Annotated in this window: 10 protein-coding genes; 8 read left to right on the top strand and 2 right to left on the bottom strand. The window is 67.2% G+C overall.

The annotated features are described in order from the left end of the window. Positions 1-248: 248 nt before the first annotated feature. Positions 249-1046: an undecaprenyl-diphosphate phosphatase gene (locus ASD55_RS00755; protein ID WP_082542595.1), complete on the top strand. Its 798-nt coding sequence runs from the start codon at positions 249-251 to the stop codon at positions 1044-1046. A gap of 157 nt (positions 1047-1203) precedes the next feature. Here the strand turns inward: ASD55_RS00755 and ASD55_RS00750 are convergent, their stop codons facing one another. Then, a complete protein-coding gene (locus ASD55_RS00750) occupies positions 1204-4017 on the bottom strand; it encodes a serine/threonine-protein kinase (RefSeq protein ID WP_056763006.1) in 2814 nt (937 codons plus the stop codon). A gap of 223 nt (positions 4018-4240) precedes the next feature. Between ASD55_RS00750 and ASD55_RS00745 the strand changes: the two genes are divergently transcribed. From ASD55_RS00745 to ASD55_RS00735, 3 genes are all read left to right on the top strand, one after another. Continuing rightward, positions 4241-4807, top strand: a complete 567-nt coding sequence (locus ASD55_RS00745; RefSeq protein ID WP_200946046.1) for an ECF-type sigma factor — start codon at positions 4241-4243, stop codon at positions 4805-4807. Between the two features lie 332 nt (positions 4808-5139). Further along, on the top strand, positions 5140-8598 hold the full coding sequence (locus ASD55_RS18225; RefSeq protein ID WP_056763004.1) for a hypothetical protein: 3459 nt from the start codon (positions 5140-5142) through the stop codon (positions 8596-8598). Then, positions 8514-8930 (top strand): YadA-like family protein, encoded by a 417-nt coding sequence (locus tag ASD55_RS00735; protein WP_056763003.1) that lies wholly within the window; start codon positions 8514-8516, stop codon positions 8928-8930. Before ASD55_RS18225 ends, ASD55_RS00735 begins: the two co-directional genes overlap by 85 nt. A 108-nt stretch (positions 8931-9038) precedes the next feature. Here the strand turns inward: ASD55_RS00735 and ASD55_RS00730 are convergent, their stop codons facing one another. Continuing rightward, positions 9039-10028 (bottom strand): LysR family transcriptional regulator, encoded by a 990-nt coding sequence (locus tag ASD55_RS00730; protein WP_056763001.1) that lies wholly within the window; start codon positions 10026-10028, stop codon positions 9039-9041. Positions 10029-10170: 142 nt separating this feature from the next. Here ASD55_RS00730 and ASD55_RS00725 point away from each other — a divergent pair, with 142 nt between their 5' ends. From ASD55_RS00725 to ASD55_RS00710, 4 genes are all read left to right on the top strand, one after another. Beyond that, entirely contained in the window at positions 10171-11412 is a 1242-nt protein-coding gene (locus ASD55_RS00725) for an efflux RND transporter periplasmic adaptor subunit (RefSeq protein WP_235577685.1), read from the top strand. Between the two features lie 172 nt (positions 11413-11584). Next, positions 11585-14776 (top strand): efflux RND transporter permease subunit, encoded by a 3192-nt coding sequence (locus tag ASD55_RS00720; protein WP_056762997.1) that lies wholly within the window; start codon positions 11585-11587, stop codon positions 14774-14776. Continuing rightward, a complete protein-coding gene (locus ASD55_RS00715; RefSeq protein WP_056762996.1) occupies positions 14776-16218 on the top strand; it encodes a TolC family protein in 1443 nt (480 codons plus the stop codon). Before ASD55_RS00720 ends, ASD55_RS00715 begins: the two co-directional genes overlap by 1 nt. After that, positions 16215-16955, top strand: a complete 741-nt coding sequence (locus tag ASD55_RS00710; RefSeq protein ID WP_056762994.1) for an SDR family oxidoreductase — start codon at positions 16215-16217, stop codon at positions 16953-16955. Before ASD55_RS00715 ends, ASD55_RS00710 begins: the two co-directional genes overlap by 4 nt. The last annotated feature ends 83 nt before the right edge of the window (positions 16956-17038 follow it).

The raw sequence follows: 17038 nt of genomic DNA, 5'->3' as shown, positions 1-17038 counted from the left end.
GCCGCTTCAGCAAGCCGCGTGCCAGCGGGCGCAGGCCTTGCTGCAGCCCGATCCCGGCTGCAGCCGAGCCCTCCGCCATAAGGCATTCGCACCAGTCGCACGCGCGGTCCCGAGGGCTTTGCACCGTTCCAGTGCGCTGCGCGTTCGATGCCGACGCCCCCTGGCCGCGCGCCACCGCGGGGGCAAAACCCGTAAGCTATGGCGCCTGCTGCCGGCCGGCACACTCCATCCACGCAACGGACTTACCCGTGATCGATCTGCTCCACGTCATCCTGCTCGGCATCATCGAAGGCATCACCGAGTTCCTGCCGATCTCCTCGACCGGCCACCTGCTGATCGCGGAGAAGTTCGGGCTGGGCGCCCGCTCGGACCTGTTCAACATCGGCATCCAGGCCGGCGCGATCCTGGCGGTCACGCTGATTTACTGGAAGCGGATCTGGCAGCTGCTGACGCAGTGGCGCGATCCGCTCAACCGCGACTACCTGCTGAAGCTGGCCGTCGCCTTCGCGATCACCGCCGTGCTCGGCTTCATCGCGGTGAAGCTGGGTTTCAAGCTGCCGGAGAAGGTGACCCCGATCGCCTGGGCGCTGGTGGTCGGCGGCCTGTGGATGATCGCCGCCGAACGGCTGGCCGCGCGCCAGCCCGAACGCAGCGAGGTGACCTGGCGCGTGGCGATCCTGGTCGGCATCGCGCAGATGATCGCCGGCATCTTCCCCGGCACCTCGCGTTCGGCGGCGACGATCTTCGCGGCGATGCTGTTCGGCACCAGCAACCGCGCCGCGGCCACCGAGTTCGCCTTCCTGGTCGGCATTCCCACCATGTACGCGGCCACCGGCTACGAACTGCTGAAGGTGGTCAAGGACGGCGGCGCGGTGCACGAGGACTGGACCGCCCTGCTGGTCGGCTTCGTGGTCTCGGCCATCGTCGCGTTCATCGCGGTGAAGTGGCTGCTCGGCTATATCCGCAGCCACACCTTCACCCCGTTCGCGATCTACCGCATCGCGTTCGGCGTGGCGCTGTTGTTGCTGGTGCCGGCCGGCGCCTGAGCGGGCTCGGAGCCTGTGAAGAAAACCACTTCCTGTGGTTTTCTTCCATCGCACGTCCGGTACATGCCCGGACGTGCTCACGCGAATCAGGCACTCGTGCCCGATCCGCGTCCGACCATTCTTGGTCGGGCTTCGAGGTTGAAAAGTTCACAACCTCTCAGCGCAGCTCACCCACGGCGGCCAGCAGTTTGTCGGCGCGCCTGCGTTGCGGGCTGCCGGCCGGTTCGTCCTTGATCAAGGGCAGCGCCTGCTGCAGTTTGCCGTGGGCACCGGTGCGGTCTTTCAGGGCGAGGTTCACCTCGGCACAGCTGAGCAGGACATCGAGGTATACCGCGGGCGAGGGCGCGGTCTGCCGGTAGATGTCGATGGCCTGATCGCAGCGGGTGGTGGCCTCGGCGTGGGCTTCGGCACCCGGCGCATGGGCCAGCACGCTGGCCAGTCGCTGGTTGCGGTCGGCGACCAGCGCATGGATGGATGGATACGTCTTGCCGGTCAGCGTCAGCGAACGACGCGCCAGGCTGATCGCCTCGGCGTGCTTGTCGCGCGCATCCAGGGTCTCGACCAGCGCATCCAGCAGCAGCACGTTCTGGTAGGCGTCCGCACCCATGATCTGCTGCAACCGGCTCAGCGCATCACGTTGTACCTGCTCGGCCTGCTCCAGCCGGCCCGACCGGCGCAGCGCGCGACCCCACAGCGCGGCGCCGTACCAGGTCAGCCCGCTGTTCTCGCCCAGGCTTTCGCGGCGCAGCAGGAAGGATTGATGCAGGTCGCGCTCCGCTTCGGCCAGCCGATCCATTTGCAGATACATCTGCCCGCGACTGGCCAGCAGTTGCGCATGCTCCGCCGTCGCCGTGGGCAGCAGGGCGGCTTCGGCCTCTTTGAACAAGGCCTCCGCCCGCGGCAGATGGTTTTGCATGCGGTGCATGTTGGCCTGCGTATTCAGCAGCCTGGACAACTGCTGGCTGCGCCCGGGGAAGTAGCGGCGGGTCAGCGCGATGGCGCGATCGTAGACGGCGTCGGCCCGGTCGGGCGCCGTGCGGCGCAGGATGTCGGCCAGCATGTTCAGTGGCCGGATCAGCTGCGCCGAATCGGTGCCGACGGATGTTTCCAGCCGCTGCACGGCGTCGCGCATGACCGTTTCGGCCTCCGCATCGCGCCGCAATTGCTCCAGCGCCTGGCCGACGCGGTAGAGCGCCAACACAGTCAGCGGATCGTTGCGGCCCAGCTTCTGCTCCAGCACCTGCTGCGCTTCACGCTGCATCTGCAGCCCGTCCGCGCGCCGCTTGCGGGTGATCAGCACCAGGCCCTTGCTGATCTTGAGCCGGGCCGCCTCCACCGACTGGCTCTGGCCCAGGCGATCGAGCATCGCCAGTGCCTGGTTGGTGGTGGCCAGCACGTCGTCGTTGCGACCTTCGAGCTGGTAGGCGAAGGCCAGCTTGCGCAGGGTTGCGGCGATCAGCACGTGGTCGCCGCGATAGCGCTGCTGCCGCTGCGCCAGCGCGCGCTGCAAGGTGGCGCGACCACCTTCGAGATCGCCCAGGTTGAGCTGGATCTCGCCAAAATCATCCAGCAGTTCGGCGTGCAGATCCGGATCGCCGGCCAGTTGCTGGTCGGCCCTGGCCACGCCCACCGCGATCAATTGCGCGGGCGTGCGCGGGTCGTTGTCCGGCCGCAACAGCGGGTCGTTTTCGCGGAAGGCGGTCAACACCAGATCCTTCACCCGCTCGGCACGCCACGCCTGGTGCTGCGCCTTGTTCGCCTGCCACAACGCCGCGCCGAGACCCGCCAGCAGCACGGCAAATATCACGCAAGTCGCGGCCAGACCGAGCCGGTGCCGCCACAGCCAGCGGCGCAGGGCATAACCGGCGGCGCCGCGACGGGCCTCCACCGGATGGTGCCGGCGCCAGCGCTGCAAGTCCTCGCGCAAGGCGTCCACGGTGGGGTAGCGGTTGCACGGCGACTTGCGCATGCAACGCAGGACGATCGCGTCGAGGTCGCCGCGCAACGACTTCAGCTCCGCCGCCGTGCGTTTGCCGCCGATGGCGCGGCTGGGTGGCGGCGGTTCCTCGCGCAGCAGGCGGTCGACCACCAGCGAGATCGGCGTGCTGCCGGACGCCCACGGCCGCTGTCCGCACAGCAATTCGTACAGCAGCACGCCCAGTGTGTAGATGTCGACCGCGGTGGTCGCCGCGCCGCCTTCGAGCTGCTCGGGCGCGGCGTGGTCCGGGGTCAGCGGCGCGGTGCGGGTGAGGTGCGCGTCGTCGCCGTGATCGAGCAGCTTGGCGATGCCGAAATCCAGCAGCTTGGCCTGGCCCTCGCTGGTGACCAGGATGTTCGATGGCTTCAGGTCGCGATGCACCACCAGGTGCGCATGGGCATAGGCCACCGCCGAGCAGACCTGCTCGAACAGTGCCACCCGTCCGGCCAGATCCAGCGCATGCGTGCGGCAATATTCGGTGAGGTTTTCGCCCTCGACATACTCCATCGCCATCCAGGCGCGACCGTCGGCGCTGATGCCGCCGCCGAGCAGGCGCGCGATGTGCGGATGATCCAGCTGGGCCAGGATGTTGCGTTCGGCATCGAAGCGTTCGGCATGGTCGATCGCGTCCACGCGCAGGCGCTTGATCGCGGCGGTCTGCGCAAAACCACCTTCGACCCGCTCGGCCAGGTAAACCTCGCCCATGCCGCCACGGCCGAGCAGGCGCACGATGCGCCACGCATCCAGCTGTTCGTCCGCATGCAGCGGCGCGGGCGGGTCGGCGACCGGGGATGCATCCAGGTTCAGTGGCCGGTCCAGGCAGGACTCGCCTTCGGCGGCGCGCAACAGCGATTCCAGCTCGGCGCGCAAGGCCGGCGCGCCGGCGCAGTGACGATCGAGAAACGCCGGCCGCCGCGTCGGCGACAACGCCAGCACGTCGGGGAACAGCGTTTCGATGCGTTCCCACAGCAGCTTGTTCGATTGCGGATCCACGCCACTCCCCCTGCCGCGCTGCCTGCCGTCGATGTTCGATCCGTCGATATCGCAATCGCCGTGCAGCGGCAAAAACCGCCATCGGCGGAAGTCCGGCAAATCCCCTCGACATGCCAAACCAGCTCGTTTGTCGCACAATGGCTGCGGTTTGTCAGTACGGTCAGCCACTTGGCCGGGTTTCGACGGAACCAGCGCGCTTCGCTTCGAACGACAGGTGCCGTACATGGATGAGTCATCCGCGATCGTGGAAAGCAGGCCAGATACGCTTGATGCAAGACGCACGCCGGCGATGCTCGAAGCGGTCGGCGAGTTGATCCCGCTGCTGTACGAGGAACTGCGCCGCAGCGCTCACCGCGAACGCCGCCGGCTGTCCGGCGGCGACACCCTGGCCACCACCGCGCTGGTCAGCGAACTTTACCTGCGCCTGGCCAGCTCGCCCGGCTTCAGCACCCGCGGCCACTTCCTGGCGGTGGCCGCGATCGCGATGCGGCGCATCCTGGTCGAACGGGTGCGCGCGCAGATGCGGCTCAAGCGCGGCGGCGACCTGCAACGGGTGCCGTTGACCGACGAACACGACGTCGCCATCGCCAACGAAGAACAAGTGCTGGCCGTCAACGACGCGCTGCAGGATCTGGCCCAACGCTCGCCGCGGCTGGCCGAGATCGTCGAATGCCGTTTCTTCGCCGGCTACAGCGAACAGGAAACCGCCGAGGCGCTTAACCTGTCCGAGCGCACCGTGCAACGCGACTGGGCCACCGCCCGCGCCTGGCTGCAGCGCGAACTGGGCTGAGCACGGCCGGCGAAACCGCGTAGCGATTTTGCCACGCCCGCGTCGATTACCTCACCTCGTCGCACCACCTCACCCTCGTCATGCCGGCCTTCGCCGACATGACGGATATCGGGTGCGCCGGACCGAGTCGCTAATTAGAACCTTCAGTTTTCCTGACCCGGATTGAATTCATTTCCGAGAGTTTTGCGCTCTCGCGGGAATGACGCCGTGGAGAATCTTTCGATTCCTCCGCCGTTTCGAAAGAACGATGGCGGGTTTCCCGCGCCGATGGCGATTACCTCCATGAAGCCACGCCCGGGGGGGGCGAGCGCATCCAACTCAAGGGGGATTCCATGAAGAGCCACAAAATTCGCCACAGCCGCGCACTGCGGCGCCGTCCATTGGTACTGAGCTTGCTGCTGTTGCTGAGCACACCATTGGGCGCACTTGCCGCCGATGCGGCATGCGTCAATCCGGATGGCAGCCCGATTTTCCCGGTCCCAAACACCGACCAGGGTCAGGAGCACGGCTCCAGCAACGCAACGTGTTCGCCCAACGCAAGCGGGTACGGTTTCAGCAACAGTGCCAGCGGCGAGGGCGCCAACGCCTTTGGCTACAGCAACAAATCAGCGCACTGGTACGCCAGCGCCTTTGGCAGCTACAACTGGGCCCTCGCCAAGTTCAGCAGTGCCTTTGGCTACGACAACCGGGCGAGGGGCGAATACAGCAATGCGTTCGGCAGCAACAACTCGGCGAACGGCAACAACAGCAGCGCCGTCGGCAACGGCAACCAGGCTACCGGTGTGTTTGGCAACGCCTTCGGCAGCATCAACACCGCCACCGATCCTTACAGCAGTGCGGTCGGCTACAAGAACACCGCAAGCATGAGTGGCAACGCCTTCGGTTCCGAGAACGTCGCCAGCGGTTTGCGCAGCAGCGTCTTTGGCAATCTGAATACCGCCTCGAACGAACGCAGCAACGCAATCGGCTACTTCAACCTGGCCAGTGCATTTGAAAGCACGGCCGTTGGTTCCCACAACAGGGCCGACGGCCTGTACAGCAGTGCTTTTGGCGCGGAGAATTTTGCCTGGGGCCACAGCAGCAGCGCCCTTGGCGCCGGCAATATCGCCAATACGGACGCGAGCACAGCGGTTGGCTACATCAACAACGCCCATGGTGCGGGCAGCACGGCCATGGGCTACCAGAGCGGCGCTTTCGGCGATTACAGCATCGCCATCGGCGGCTGGGCAGATCTGTTCGGCGACGACACCTACAGCCTCGACCTGGATCTGGACCTCGATGGCATCAATGAATCCAGTTCGGAGATGACCAACGCCGATGGCGATCGGGCCGTTGCCATCGGTCTTGGCAATCGTGCTTCGGGCAGGTATGCGATCAGCTTTGGCGTCCTCAACAAGGCTTCCGGCGAACTCAGCACCGCCCTGGGTGTCGGGAACACCGTCAAGGGCGAATATGCCAGCGCCATAGGTGCATCGAATACCGCCAACGGCACCAACAGCAATGCGATTGGCTCCTTTTCCTTCGCTTATGACGAATCCAGCAGTGCCATCGGCTCGCATAACTCCGCCCACGGTGATTTCAGCAGCGCCGTGGGCTACTCCAACTTGACCGACGGCCAGAACAGCACAGCCATGGGTTTCTACAGCTATGCCGCTAGCGACAAGAGCCTCGCCATCGGCGGCTGGTTCGATGCCGATGGCGATGGCGCGTATGCCAGGGACGTGGATCTGGACGGTGATGGATTCACCGACGTCTATTCGGAGATGACCTACAGCGTTGGCAACACGGCCGTGGCCGTCGGCAACGGTGTACATGTTTCCGCAGACTTCGGGGCGGCGTTCGGCATCAGCAGTACCGCCAGCGGCGAAAACGCGGTGGCCCTCGGCAATCACGTACGCGCCATAGCGCTCAACGCCACCGCCGTCGGCGTGCAAGCCAGCGCCACCACGGAGAACAGCGTCGCCGTCGGCTTCGACAGCAACACCTACGGCGACGGCAGCGTGGCGATGGGCAACACCAACTACGCGTCAGGCTCGTACAGCAATGCGATTGGCACCGGCAACCGCACCGACAGCGTGGCTTACAACAGCAACGCCATCGGCTCCGGCAACCAGGTCAGAGGCGGGAGCGCCAGTGCGCTGGGTACCGGCAACCGTGCCGACGAGTCCAGCAACGCGGTCGGCCTGCTCAACCTTGCCGGCGGCTATGGCAGCAACGCGTTCGGATCGAACAACCGCACCTGGGATGACTTCAGCAACGCCATCGGCGACAGCAACCAGACCCGCAGCCGCCAGAGCAATGCCATCGGCGACAACAACAACACCAATGCCCTCTACAGCAACGCCATCGGCTCATTCAACAGCACCAGCGGCGAGTACGCCGTGGCCATCGGGCACGGCAACCAGGGCAACGGCGAACACGCCAGCGCACTGGGCTGGGGCAACGTGGCACTGGGCACGGACAGCGTCGCCGCGGGCAGCGGTGGCGCAGCGGTCGGCAACGGTGCCACTGCCGTGGGCGGCGGCGGCACGTATGTGCCGAGCACCACGGACTTCTCGCACCGACTGACCTCGGTGGGCAATCGTCAATTCGTGTATGACGGCGTGGGTCGGCTCACCTCGATTGGCGGCATGGCGGTCGAGGTCGACCCGGCCTACGACCCGACCAACGCCTACGACCTGTACAGCTACCTGATCAGCATCGACGGTGTCACGGTGACGCCGGAGCAACGCACCGCCGTGGTCAACGCGCTGATCTGGGGTGGTCCGCTGGCGCTGGGCGAGCGCTCGCTGGCGCTGGGTGCTTCCAGCATGGCCAGCGGTGACCAGTCCACCGCCATCGGCAGCGATGCGCGCGCCAGCGTCGACAACGCGGTCGCCCTGGGCGCCGGCTCGATCGCCGATCGCGCCAATACGGTCTCGGTCGGTTCGGCCGGCAACGAACGGCAGATCGTCAACGTGCTGGCCGGCAGCATGGACACCGACGCGGTGAACCTGTCGCAGCTGTATCCGTTTGCCAACGCGCTGGGCGGCGGCGCCAGCTATGCGGGCGGGGTGTTCACCATGCCGAGCTATGGAATCCAGGGCAGCAACTACAGCGATGTTGGCGCCGCCTTCGCCGCCGTCGACGGCAAGCTCACCGATCTCTACAGCAAGGTCGCCAGCGGTGTCGGCATCCCCGGCCCGAAGGGTGACACCGGTGCCGCCGGTGCGGACGGCAAGGACGGCCGGGATGGCATCGACGGCAAGGATGGCGTGAACGGTGTCGATGGTGTTGACGGCATCAACGGGATTGATGGCAAGGATGGCGCCGATGGACTGGCCGGTGCGGACGGCAAGGACGGCGTTGACGGCAAGGACGGCACTGATGGCCTGGCCGGCGCCGATGGCAAGGACGGTGTGGCCTGGCYGGCGCCGATGGCAAGGACGGTGTCGACGGCAAGGACGGCGTTGATGGCCTGGCTGGCGCCGATGGCAAGGACGGTGTCGACGGCAAGGACGGCGTTGATGGCCTGGCTGGCGCCGATGGCAAGGACGGTGTCGACGGCAACGATGGTGTCGATGGCCTGGCCGGCGCCGATGGCAAGGACGGCGTCGACGGTAACGACGGCGCCGATGGTGCGAACGGGCCAAAGGGAGACAAGGGCGATACCGGCGATACCGGTCCGGAGGGCCCGGCCGGCAGCGGCGGCGGGTCGGTTGACGAGATGCACAGCTACGTCGAGGAACAGTCGCAGATCGCCATTGAAGCGGCGAAGAGCTACGTCAGCGAGGTCAACAAGCAGACGCTGAGCGCCGCCAACGCCTATACCGACCAGCGCTTTGCCATCATGGGCGCGGACCTCGACAACCTGCGCAACCAGGTCGACCAGCGCTTCCGCCAGCAGGATCGTCGGATCGACCGGATCGGTGCCACCGGCGCGGCGTACGCCGGACTGGCGGCGAATACGTCCGGCCTGGGCGGCGCCAACAATCTGGGCGTCGGTGTCGGCATGCAAGGTGGCCAGCAGGCGATCGCGGTGGGCTATCGCCGCGCGATCGGCAACCGCGCCAGTGTCTCCTTTGCCGGTGCCATCGCGGGCAGCGAACACAGCGCGTCGGCTGGCGTCGGCTTCAGCTGGTAAGCCCGCACCGGAGTCCGCGCATCCATCGGATGCGCGGATTTTTGCACATGGACAACTTCGCCATGGACGGCAACCTGGCCGACGTCGCAGGCCGGGAAGCCGCTGGCCTCAGGCCGCCCTTTCGCTGATCGCCAGCGTCTCGCGCTCACGCGGCGGCACCCGCGACAGCTTCCCCGGCAACCCGGCGAGCTGGCATTGCGGCTTGCTGGTGCGTTCGAACAGCTCGCTGATCCAGCCGATGAACGCCTGCACCCGCGCGGAAAGATGACGCTTCTGCGGGTAGACGATCCACACCGGCGAGCCGGTCGAGATCGTGTCGGCCATGACGATCTCCAGCTGACCCTTGGCCAGCGCACTGGCCGCCAGGCAGTGCGGGATCTGGATGATGCCGAGCCCGGCCACGGCGGCCTGGATCACCGACTCGCCGTCGTTGATCAGCATGTGCGCGTCGATGTCCAGCGCAACCCGTCCGCCCGGCGTGTCGAACTGCCACTGGTACGGCTTGCCGCTGCTCGGATAGACGTAGTTGATGCAGCGATGCTGCTTGAGCTCCTCGATGTTCTGCGGCGCGCCGTACTTGCGCAGGTACGCGGGCGAGGCGCACAGCACGTTGTTGAAATAGCCGAGCTTGCGCGCGATCAGGTTGGAATCGGCCAGCTCGCCCATGCGGATCGCGCAGTCGTAGCCTTCCTCGTTGAGGTCGAAGTGGTAGTCGCACATCGCCAGTTCGAGCCGGATGTCCGGGTAGCGCTGCTCGAACTCGGCCAGGTTCGGGATCAGCGCGGCACGGCCAATCGCCGAATGCGTGGCGACCCGCAACTTGCCCACCGGATGGCTGCGCGCATGCCCCAGCGCCTCGGTGGCCTCGGACAGGTCGGCGAGGATCTCCTTGCAACGGGCGTGGAACGCAGCCCCATCGTCGGTCAAACGCAATGACCGGGTGGAACGGAACAGCAACCGCGCGCCGAGCTGGGTTTCCAGCCGGGAAACGGCCCGGCTGACGCCGGACGGGGTCATGCCCAGCTGGCTGGCGGCGGCGGCGAAACTCTTGGCCTCGACCACGCGGACGAAGGTCGATATGGCGGAAAAGTCTTCCATTGCTTCAATTCCTCGTCGATTCGTGACTGTAGCGCACGAGTGTAATGCGCAAGAACCGGGTTTTCTATACCGAGAAGTACACCTATTCTCTCGACCCTCGCCGGGAACCCCTGCCCGGCAACCAAGGTGTTGGGAGCGCAAGATGAAAAAACAATGGATGCTGGTCCCCCTGATCGCCGTCACCGTGCTGGGCAGCTGGGTGCTGCTGCACGGCACCGACAGCCAGGCGCAGACCCCCGCCGGCGGTCCGCCGCCCGAAGTCACCGTGGCCCAGGCGCTGACCCGCAAGGTCAGTGACAGCGCCGACTTCACCGGCCGGCTGGAAGCAGTCAACACGGTGCAGGTGCAACCGCGGGTCGGCGGCTTCGTCGAGTCGGTGCACTTCCAGGAAGGCGCGCTGGTGCACAAGGGCGACGTGCTGTTCCAGCTCGACGCCCGCCCGTACCAGGCCGAGGTCGACCGGCTGGTCGCCAACCAGGCGCAGGCGAAGGCCGAACTGAACCTGGCGCAGACCAACCAGCGCCGCGCCGAAATGCTGCTGGCCCAGCACGCGATCGCGAAGCAGGAAGCCGATCGTCAGGACACCACCGCGCAAAGCGCGCGGGCCCAGCTCGGTGCGGCCACCGCCGCGCTGGCCGCGGCACGGTTGAACCTGGACTTCACCAAGGTGCGCTCGCCGATCGACGGCCGCGTCAGCAACGCCCGCGTCACTCCGGGCAACCTGGTCACCAGCAGCGACGTGCTGACCAGCGTGGTCTCGGTAAACCCGGTCTATGTCTACTTCGACGTCGACGAGCAGACCTGGCTGAAGCTCGACCACCTGCGCGCCGACGCGAAGCAGGCCGGCCACAACGCGCGGATCGAGGCGGCGATGGGCCTGGCCGACGAATCCGGTTACCCGCATGAGGGTCGCCTGGACTTCGTCGACAACCAGTTGCACACCGGCTCCGGCACGATGCGCCTGCGCGCGGTGTTCGACAACGCCGACGGCCTGTACACGCCCGGCCTGTATGCCCGCGTGCAGCTGCAGAGCGGCCAGGCGAAGTCGCGCGTGCTGGTGGATGACCGCGCCATCGGCACCGACCTCGGCAACCAGTTCGTCTACGTGGTCGACAAGGAGCACAAGGTGCAATACCGCAAGGTGGACACCGGTGCCTTGTTCCACGGCCTGCGCGTGATCGACAGCGGCGTGCAGCCGAGCGACCTGGTGGTGGTCAACGGCCTGCAGCGCGTGCGCCCCGGCGTCGAGGTCAATCCGCAGAAGGTGGCGATGAGCTACCGGCTGGAAGCGGCGGACAAGGCGCTGGTCGAGCGTGGCGCCACCGCACCGAAACAGGACGTGGAGCTGGCCGCCGCGGCTGCGCCGAAACGACCGCAAGGCTGACGATGCGCTCCCTCCCCTGCGTGCAGGGGAGGGTTGGGGAGGGGTGAAGCCCTCCAGCCAGCCAAGAAGCCAAGAGCAAAAGCGTTACCCCCTCCCCACCTCCCCCTGCTGCGCAGGGGGAGGAGCAAAAGAAGACCGAAGCCGCGAAACGGCTTCGTCGAGGACTCTTTGCATGAAAAACATCGCCCAATTCTTTGTCGACCGGCCGATCATGGCCGCCGTGCTGTCGTTGCTGTTCGTGATCACCGGCTCCATCGCGGTGTTCCAGCTGCCGATCAGCGAGTACCCCGAAGTGGTGCCGCCCACGGTCGTGGTGCGCGCTGCCTACCCGGGCGCCAACCCGAAAGTGATCGCGCAGACTGTCGCCACGCCGCTGGAGGAACAGATCAACGGCGTGGAAGGCATGCTGTACACCTCCTCGCAGGCGACCAGCGACGGCGCGCTCACCCTGACCGTGACGTTCGCGCTCGGCACCGACCTCAACACCGCCCAGGTCGACGTGCAGAACCGCGTGGCGCAGGCGCTGCCGAAACTGCCCGAGGAAGTGCAGCGGCTCGGCGTGACCACGCAGAAGAGTTCGCCCGATCTCACGATGGTGGTGCATCTCACCTCGCCCGACCAGCGTTACGACATGCTGTACCTGTCGAACTACGCGCGCCTGCACGTGAAGGACGTGCTGGGCCGGCTCGACGGCGTCGGCGACGTGCAGATCTTCGGCGCCGGCGAATACTCGATGCGCGTGTGGCTGGACCCGCAGAAACTGGCGCAGCGCTCGCTCACCACCGGTGACGTGATCAACGCGATCCGCGAGCAGAACGTGCAGGTCGCCGCCGGCGCGCTGAACGCGCCGCCCGGCCCGTCCAACTCCGCGTTCCAGCTCAACATCAACACGCGCGGCCGGCTGGTCAGCGAGGACGACTTCCGCAACATCATCGTGCGCACCGACGCGAACGGTGGCGTCACCCACCTGAGCGACGTGGCGAAGATCGACCTGGGCTCGAACAACTACGCGTTGCGCAGCCTGCTCGACAACAAGCCCGCGGTGGCGCTGCCGATCTTCGCGCGGCCCGGCTCCAACGCGATCCAGATCTCCGACGAAGTGCGCACCACCATGGCGCAGCTGAAGAAGGAATTCCCGCAGGGAGTGGATTATTCGATCGTCTACGACCCGACCGTGTTCGTGCGTGGCTCGATCGAGGCGGTGGCGCATACGCTGCTGGAAGCAATCCTGCTGGTAGTGCTGGTGGTGATCCTGTTCCTGCAGACCTGGCGCGCCTCGATCATCCCGCTGGTGGCGGTGCCGGTGTCACTGATCGGCACGTTCGCGGTGATGTACCTGGCCGGCTTCTCGCTCAACGCGCTGAGTCTGTTCGGACTGGTATTGGCGATCGGCATCGTGGTCGATGACGCGATCGTGGTGGTGGAGAACGTCGAGCGGCATATCGAACTGGGCGAAACGCCGCGAAACGCGACGCGCAAGGCGATGCACGAAGTCACCGGCCCGATCGTGGCCACCGCCCTGGTGCTGTGCGCGGTGTTCATCCCGACCGCCTTCGTCAGCGGCCTCACCGGCCAGTTCTATCGCCAGTTCGCGCTGACCATCGCGATCTCCACGGTGATCTCCGCGTTCAACTCGCTGACCCTGAGCCCGGCGCTGGCCGCCGTGCTGCTGAAGGGCCATGACGCGCCGAAGGACCGCCTCACGGTCTGGATCGACCGCGCATTCGGCTGGCTGTTCCGTCCGTTCAACCGCGTCTTCCATCGCGGTTCGGAGCGCTACGTGGGCGGCGTCAAGCGCATCGTCGGCAAGGGCAAGCTGGCCCTGGTGATCTACGCCGGCCTGATCGCGCTGACCTGGTTCGGCTTCTCGCACGTGCCGACCGGTTTCGTGCCGGGCCAGGACAAGCAGTACCTGGTGGCGTTCGCGCAGCTGCCCGACGCGGCTTCGCTGGACCGCTCCGAGGACGTGATCCAGCGGATGGGCGCGATCGCGCTGAAGCAGCCGGGCGTCGAACATGCCGTGGCCTTCCCCGGCCTGTCGATCAACGGCTTCACCAACTCGACCAACTCCGGCATCGTGTTCGTCACGCTGAAGCCGTTCGAGGAACGCCGCGACGCTTCGCTGTCGGCCGGTGCGATCGCCGGCGCGCTGAACCAGAAGTTCGCCTCGATCCAGGACGCGTACATCGCCGTGTTCCCGCCGCCGCCGGTGATGGGGCTGGGCACGATCGGCGGCTTCCGCCTGCAGATCGAGGATCGCAGCGACCGCGGCTTCGACGAGCTGTACAAGCAGACCCAGAACCTGATCGCCGCCAGCCGCAAGGATCCGGCACTGGCCGGGCTGTTCTCCAGCTTCCAGGTCAGCGTGCCCCAGGTGGACGCCGACGTAAACCGCGAGAAGGCCAAGGCCGAAGGCGTGAACCTTGGCGACGTGTACCAGACGATGCAGGCGTACATGGGCTCGCTCTACGTCAACGACTTCAACCGCTTCGGCCGCACCTACCAGGTCAATGTGTCGGCCGACCCGGCGTTCCGCCACACGCCGCAGGACATCCTGCAGCTGAAGACGCGCAACGCGCAGGGCCAGATGGTGCCGCTGGGTTCGTTCGTCACCGTGCAGCAGGGTGCCGGCCCGGATCGCGTGCAGCATTACAACGGCTACCCGACCGCCGAGATCAACGGCGGCCCGGCGCCGGGCTTCAGCTCGGGCCAGGCGCAGGCGGCGATGGAAAAACTGGCGAAGGACAACCTGCCGAACGGCGTCAGCTTCGAGTGGACCGAGCTGACCTACCAGCAGATCCTGGCCGGCAACACCGCGATCCTGGTATTCCCGTTGTGCGTGCTGCTGGTGTTCCTGGTGCTGTCGTCGCTGTACGAGAGCTGGTCGCTGCCGCTGGCGGTGATCCTGATCGTGCCGATGGTGCTGCTGTCCGCGATTGCCGGCGTGTGGCTCTCCGGTGGCGACAACAACATCTTCACCCAGATCGGATTGATCGTGCTGGTCGGACTGGCGTGCAAGAACGCGATCCTGATCGTGGAGTTCGCCCGCGAACGCCAGCATGAAGGCATGAGCCGCCACGAGGCAGTGCTGGAAGCGGCCAAGCTGCGACTGCGCCCGATCCTGATGACCTCGTTCGCCTTCATCATGGGCGTGGTGCCGCTGGTCACCTCGCACGGCGCCGGTGCCGAGATGCGTCACGCGATGGGCGTGGCGGTGTTCGCCGGCATGCTGGGCGTCACCATCTTCGGGCTGATCTACACGCCGCTGTTCTACGTACTGATTCGCGCCCTGGTCGAACGCCGCGAGGCGCGCGCAGCCGAGCGCGCCGCGGCGCATGCGCTGCCGGCGCTGGAGAACCACTGATGAAAACGATGCTGAAGATCGCCGCGCTCAGCGCGGCCCTGATCCTCGCTGGCTGTGCCAGCGTGGGTCCCGACTACCACGCCGCGAAAATTGCCGCGCCGCAACTGCAGGGCCTCGACGCCGCGCAGGAAAGCAACGCGGCGTTCCAGGCCACGTGGTGGAAGCAGTTCAACGATCCGACGCTGGATGCCCTGATCCAGCACGCCGCGGCGAACAACCTCGACCTGCGCATCGCGGTGGCGCGGTTGCAGGAATCGCGGGCGCTGCTCAGCGGCGCCAAGTCCGACCGCCTGCCGACCATCGACACCGGCGTGAACTACACCCGCAGCCGCGGCCAGCAACCGGGCTTCAGCGACCAGCGCAGCACCACCACGACCTACCAGGCCGGCTTCGACGCGTCGTGGGAGCTGGACCTGTTCGGCGGCGTGCGTCGCTCGGTGGAAGCGGCCGGCGCCGATCTCGGCGCCAGCGAGGCCGCGTTGCACGATGCCCAGGTCAGCCTGCTGGCCGAGGTCGCGCGCAATTATTTCGAACTGCGCGGCAGCCAGCTGCGGCTGGACATCGCCCGCCGCGACATCGACAACCAGCGCCAGACCGTGCACCTCACCGAGGTGCGCCAGCAGGTCGGCACCGGTGCGGAACAGGACGTGGCCAGCGCCAAGGCCAGGCTCAGCGCGGTGCAGGCGCAACTGCCGCTGCTGCAGACCCAGGCCAGCGCCAGCGAATACCGCCTCGCCGTGCTGCTGGGCGAGCGCCCGGGCGAGCTGGACATCGACGTGTCGCCGAAGAGCTTCACGCCGATCGCCGCGACCTTGCCGATCGGCGACGCCGGCGACGTGCTGTCGCGCCGTCCGGACGTCCAGATGGCCGAACGCGAATACGCCGCCGCCACCGCGCGGATCGGCGTGGCCAAGGCGGATTTCTTCCCGCACATCTCGCTGGGCGGCTTCCTCGGCTTCCTGTCCGGGCGCAGCAATGACTTCGGCAGCCCGTCGACGCGGGCGTGGTCACTGGCGCCCAGCATCAGCTGGTCCGGCCTCAACGTGCAGCGGGTGCGCGCGAACCTGCACGCCAGCGAGGCGCGCGCCGATGCGGCGCAGGCGAACTACCAGCGCAGCGTGCTGGAGGCGATCGAGGACATCGACAACGCGGTCACCGGCTTCAACCAGCAGCGCATCCGCGTCGACCACCTGATCGAGCAGGCCACGCAGAGCAAGCGCGCGGCCGACCTGGCCCGCGTGCGCTACCAGGAAGGCGCCACCGGCTTCCTCGAACTGCTCGACGCCGAGCGCACCGAGCTCGCCGCCGAGGACGACCTGGCCCAGGCCGAGGCGGCGATCAACACCCGCGCCGTGGCCTTGTACAAGTCGCTGGGCGGCGGCTGGCAGGCCTGCGGCGACGAGCAGTGCAGCGCCGTGGCCAAGGGTGACGCGGCCCCATGAGCCGGCCCGCCCGACGCGTCCCGGCGGCGCCCGCGACCACGCCGGTCTACCGCGTGGCGCTGGTCAGCGGCGCCAATCGCGGCCTGGGTTTCGAGGTCGCGCGCCAGCTCAGCGAGCGCGGCGTGACCGTGCTGCTGGGCGCGCGCGATCTCGACAAGGGCCTGCATGCGGCGCGCAAGCTGGCCGGGGCACCCGGCGAGGTGGTCGCGGTGCAGCTCGACGTCACCCAGCAGGATCAGATCGACACGCTGGCGCGCTGGATCGAGATCACCTATGGCCGGCTCGACGTGCTGGTCAACAACGCTGGCGCCCACTATGACCCCGCGGTGCGACCGGCCACCGCCGACATTGCCGCGGCGCGCGACGCGATGGACATCCATCTGTTCGGCAGCTGGCGGCTGTCCAGCGCGATGCTGCCGCTGATGCGCCGGCACGGTTACGGCCGCATCGTCAACGTCTCCAGCGGCTGCGGCGCCAGCACCACCGACAGCGCCAACTGCCCGGCCTATCGGGTCTCCAAGTCGGCGCTGAATGCGTACACGCGCGTGTTGGCGAACGAGCTCGACGGCAGCGGCATCCAGGTCAACGCGGTCTGCCCCGGCTGGGTCGCCACCGACATGGGCGGCCCCGGCGGACGCCCGGTCGCCGACGGCGCAGCGGGCATCGTGTGGGCCGCCTGCCTGCCCGCGCCGCTCACCGGCGGCTTCTATCGCGACCGCCAGCGCATCGCCTGGTGAGGCCGGGCACGTCGACTTGCCTGCTCCTGCTTCCGCGGCCATCCATGGCCACTCCCGCGTAGGCCTGCTTGCGCGGACGGAGC

This window comes from Rhodanobacter sp. Root561 (genome assembly GCF_001427365.1).
GTDB lineage: Bacteria > Pseudomonadota > Gammaproteobacteria > Xanthomonadales > Rhodanobacteraceae > Rhodanobacter.
Note: the sequence above shows the minus strand (reverse complement) of the source record. Positions and strands in the feature narration are given on the sequence as shown.

Bases quoted from the DNA above. Each gene is read 5' to 3' on its own strand.
- ASD55_RS00715 (WP_056762996.1), top strand. From the start codon at position 14,776: ATGAAAACGATGCTGAAGATCGCCGCGCTCAGCGCGGCCCTGATCCTC.
- ASD55_RS00745 (WP_200946046.1), top strand. From the start codon at position 4,241: ATGGATGAGTCATCCGCGATCGTGGAAAGCAGGCCAGATACGCTTGAT.
- ASD55_RS00730 (WP_056763001.1), bottom strand. From the start codon at position 10,028: ATGGAAGACTTTTCCGCCATATCGACCTTCGTCCGCGTGGTCGAGGCC.
- ASD55_RS00735 (WP_056763003.1), top strand. From the start codon at position 8,514: ATGCACAGCTACGTCGAGGAACAGTCGCAGATCGCCATTGAAGCGGCG.
- ASD55_RS00710 (WP_056762994.1), top strand. From the start codon at position 16,215: ATGAGCCGGCCCGCCCGACGCGTCCCGGCGGCGCCCGCGACCACGCCG.
- ASD55_RS00720 (WP_056762997.1), top strand. From the start codon at position 11,585: ATGAAAAACATCGCCCAATTCTTTGTCGACCGGCCGATCATGGCCGCC.
- ASD55_RS00725 (WP_235577685.1), top strand. From the start codon at position 10,171: ATGAAAAAACAATGGATGCTGGTCCCCCTGATCGCCGTCACCGTGCTG.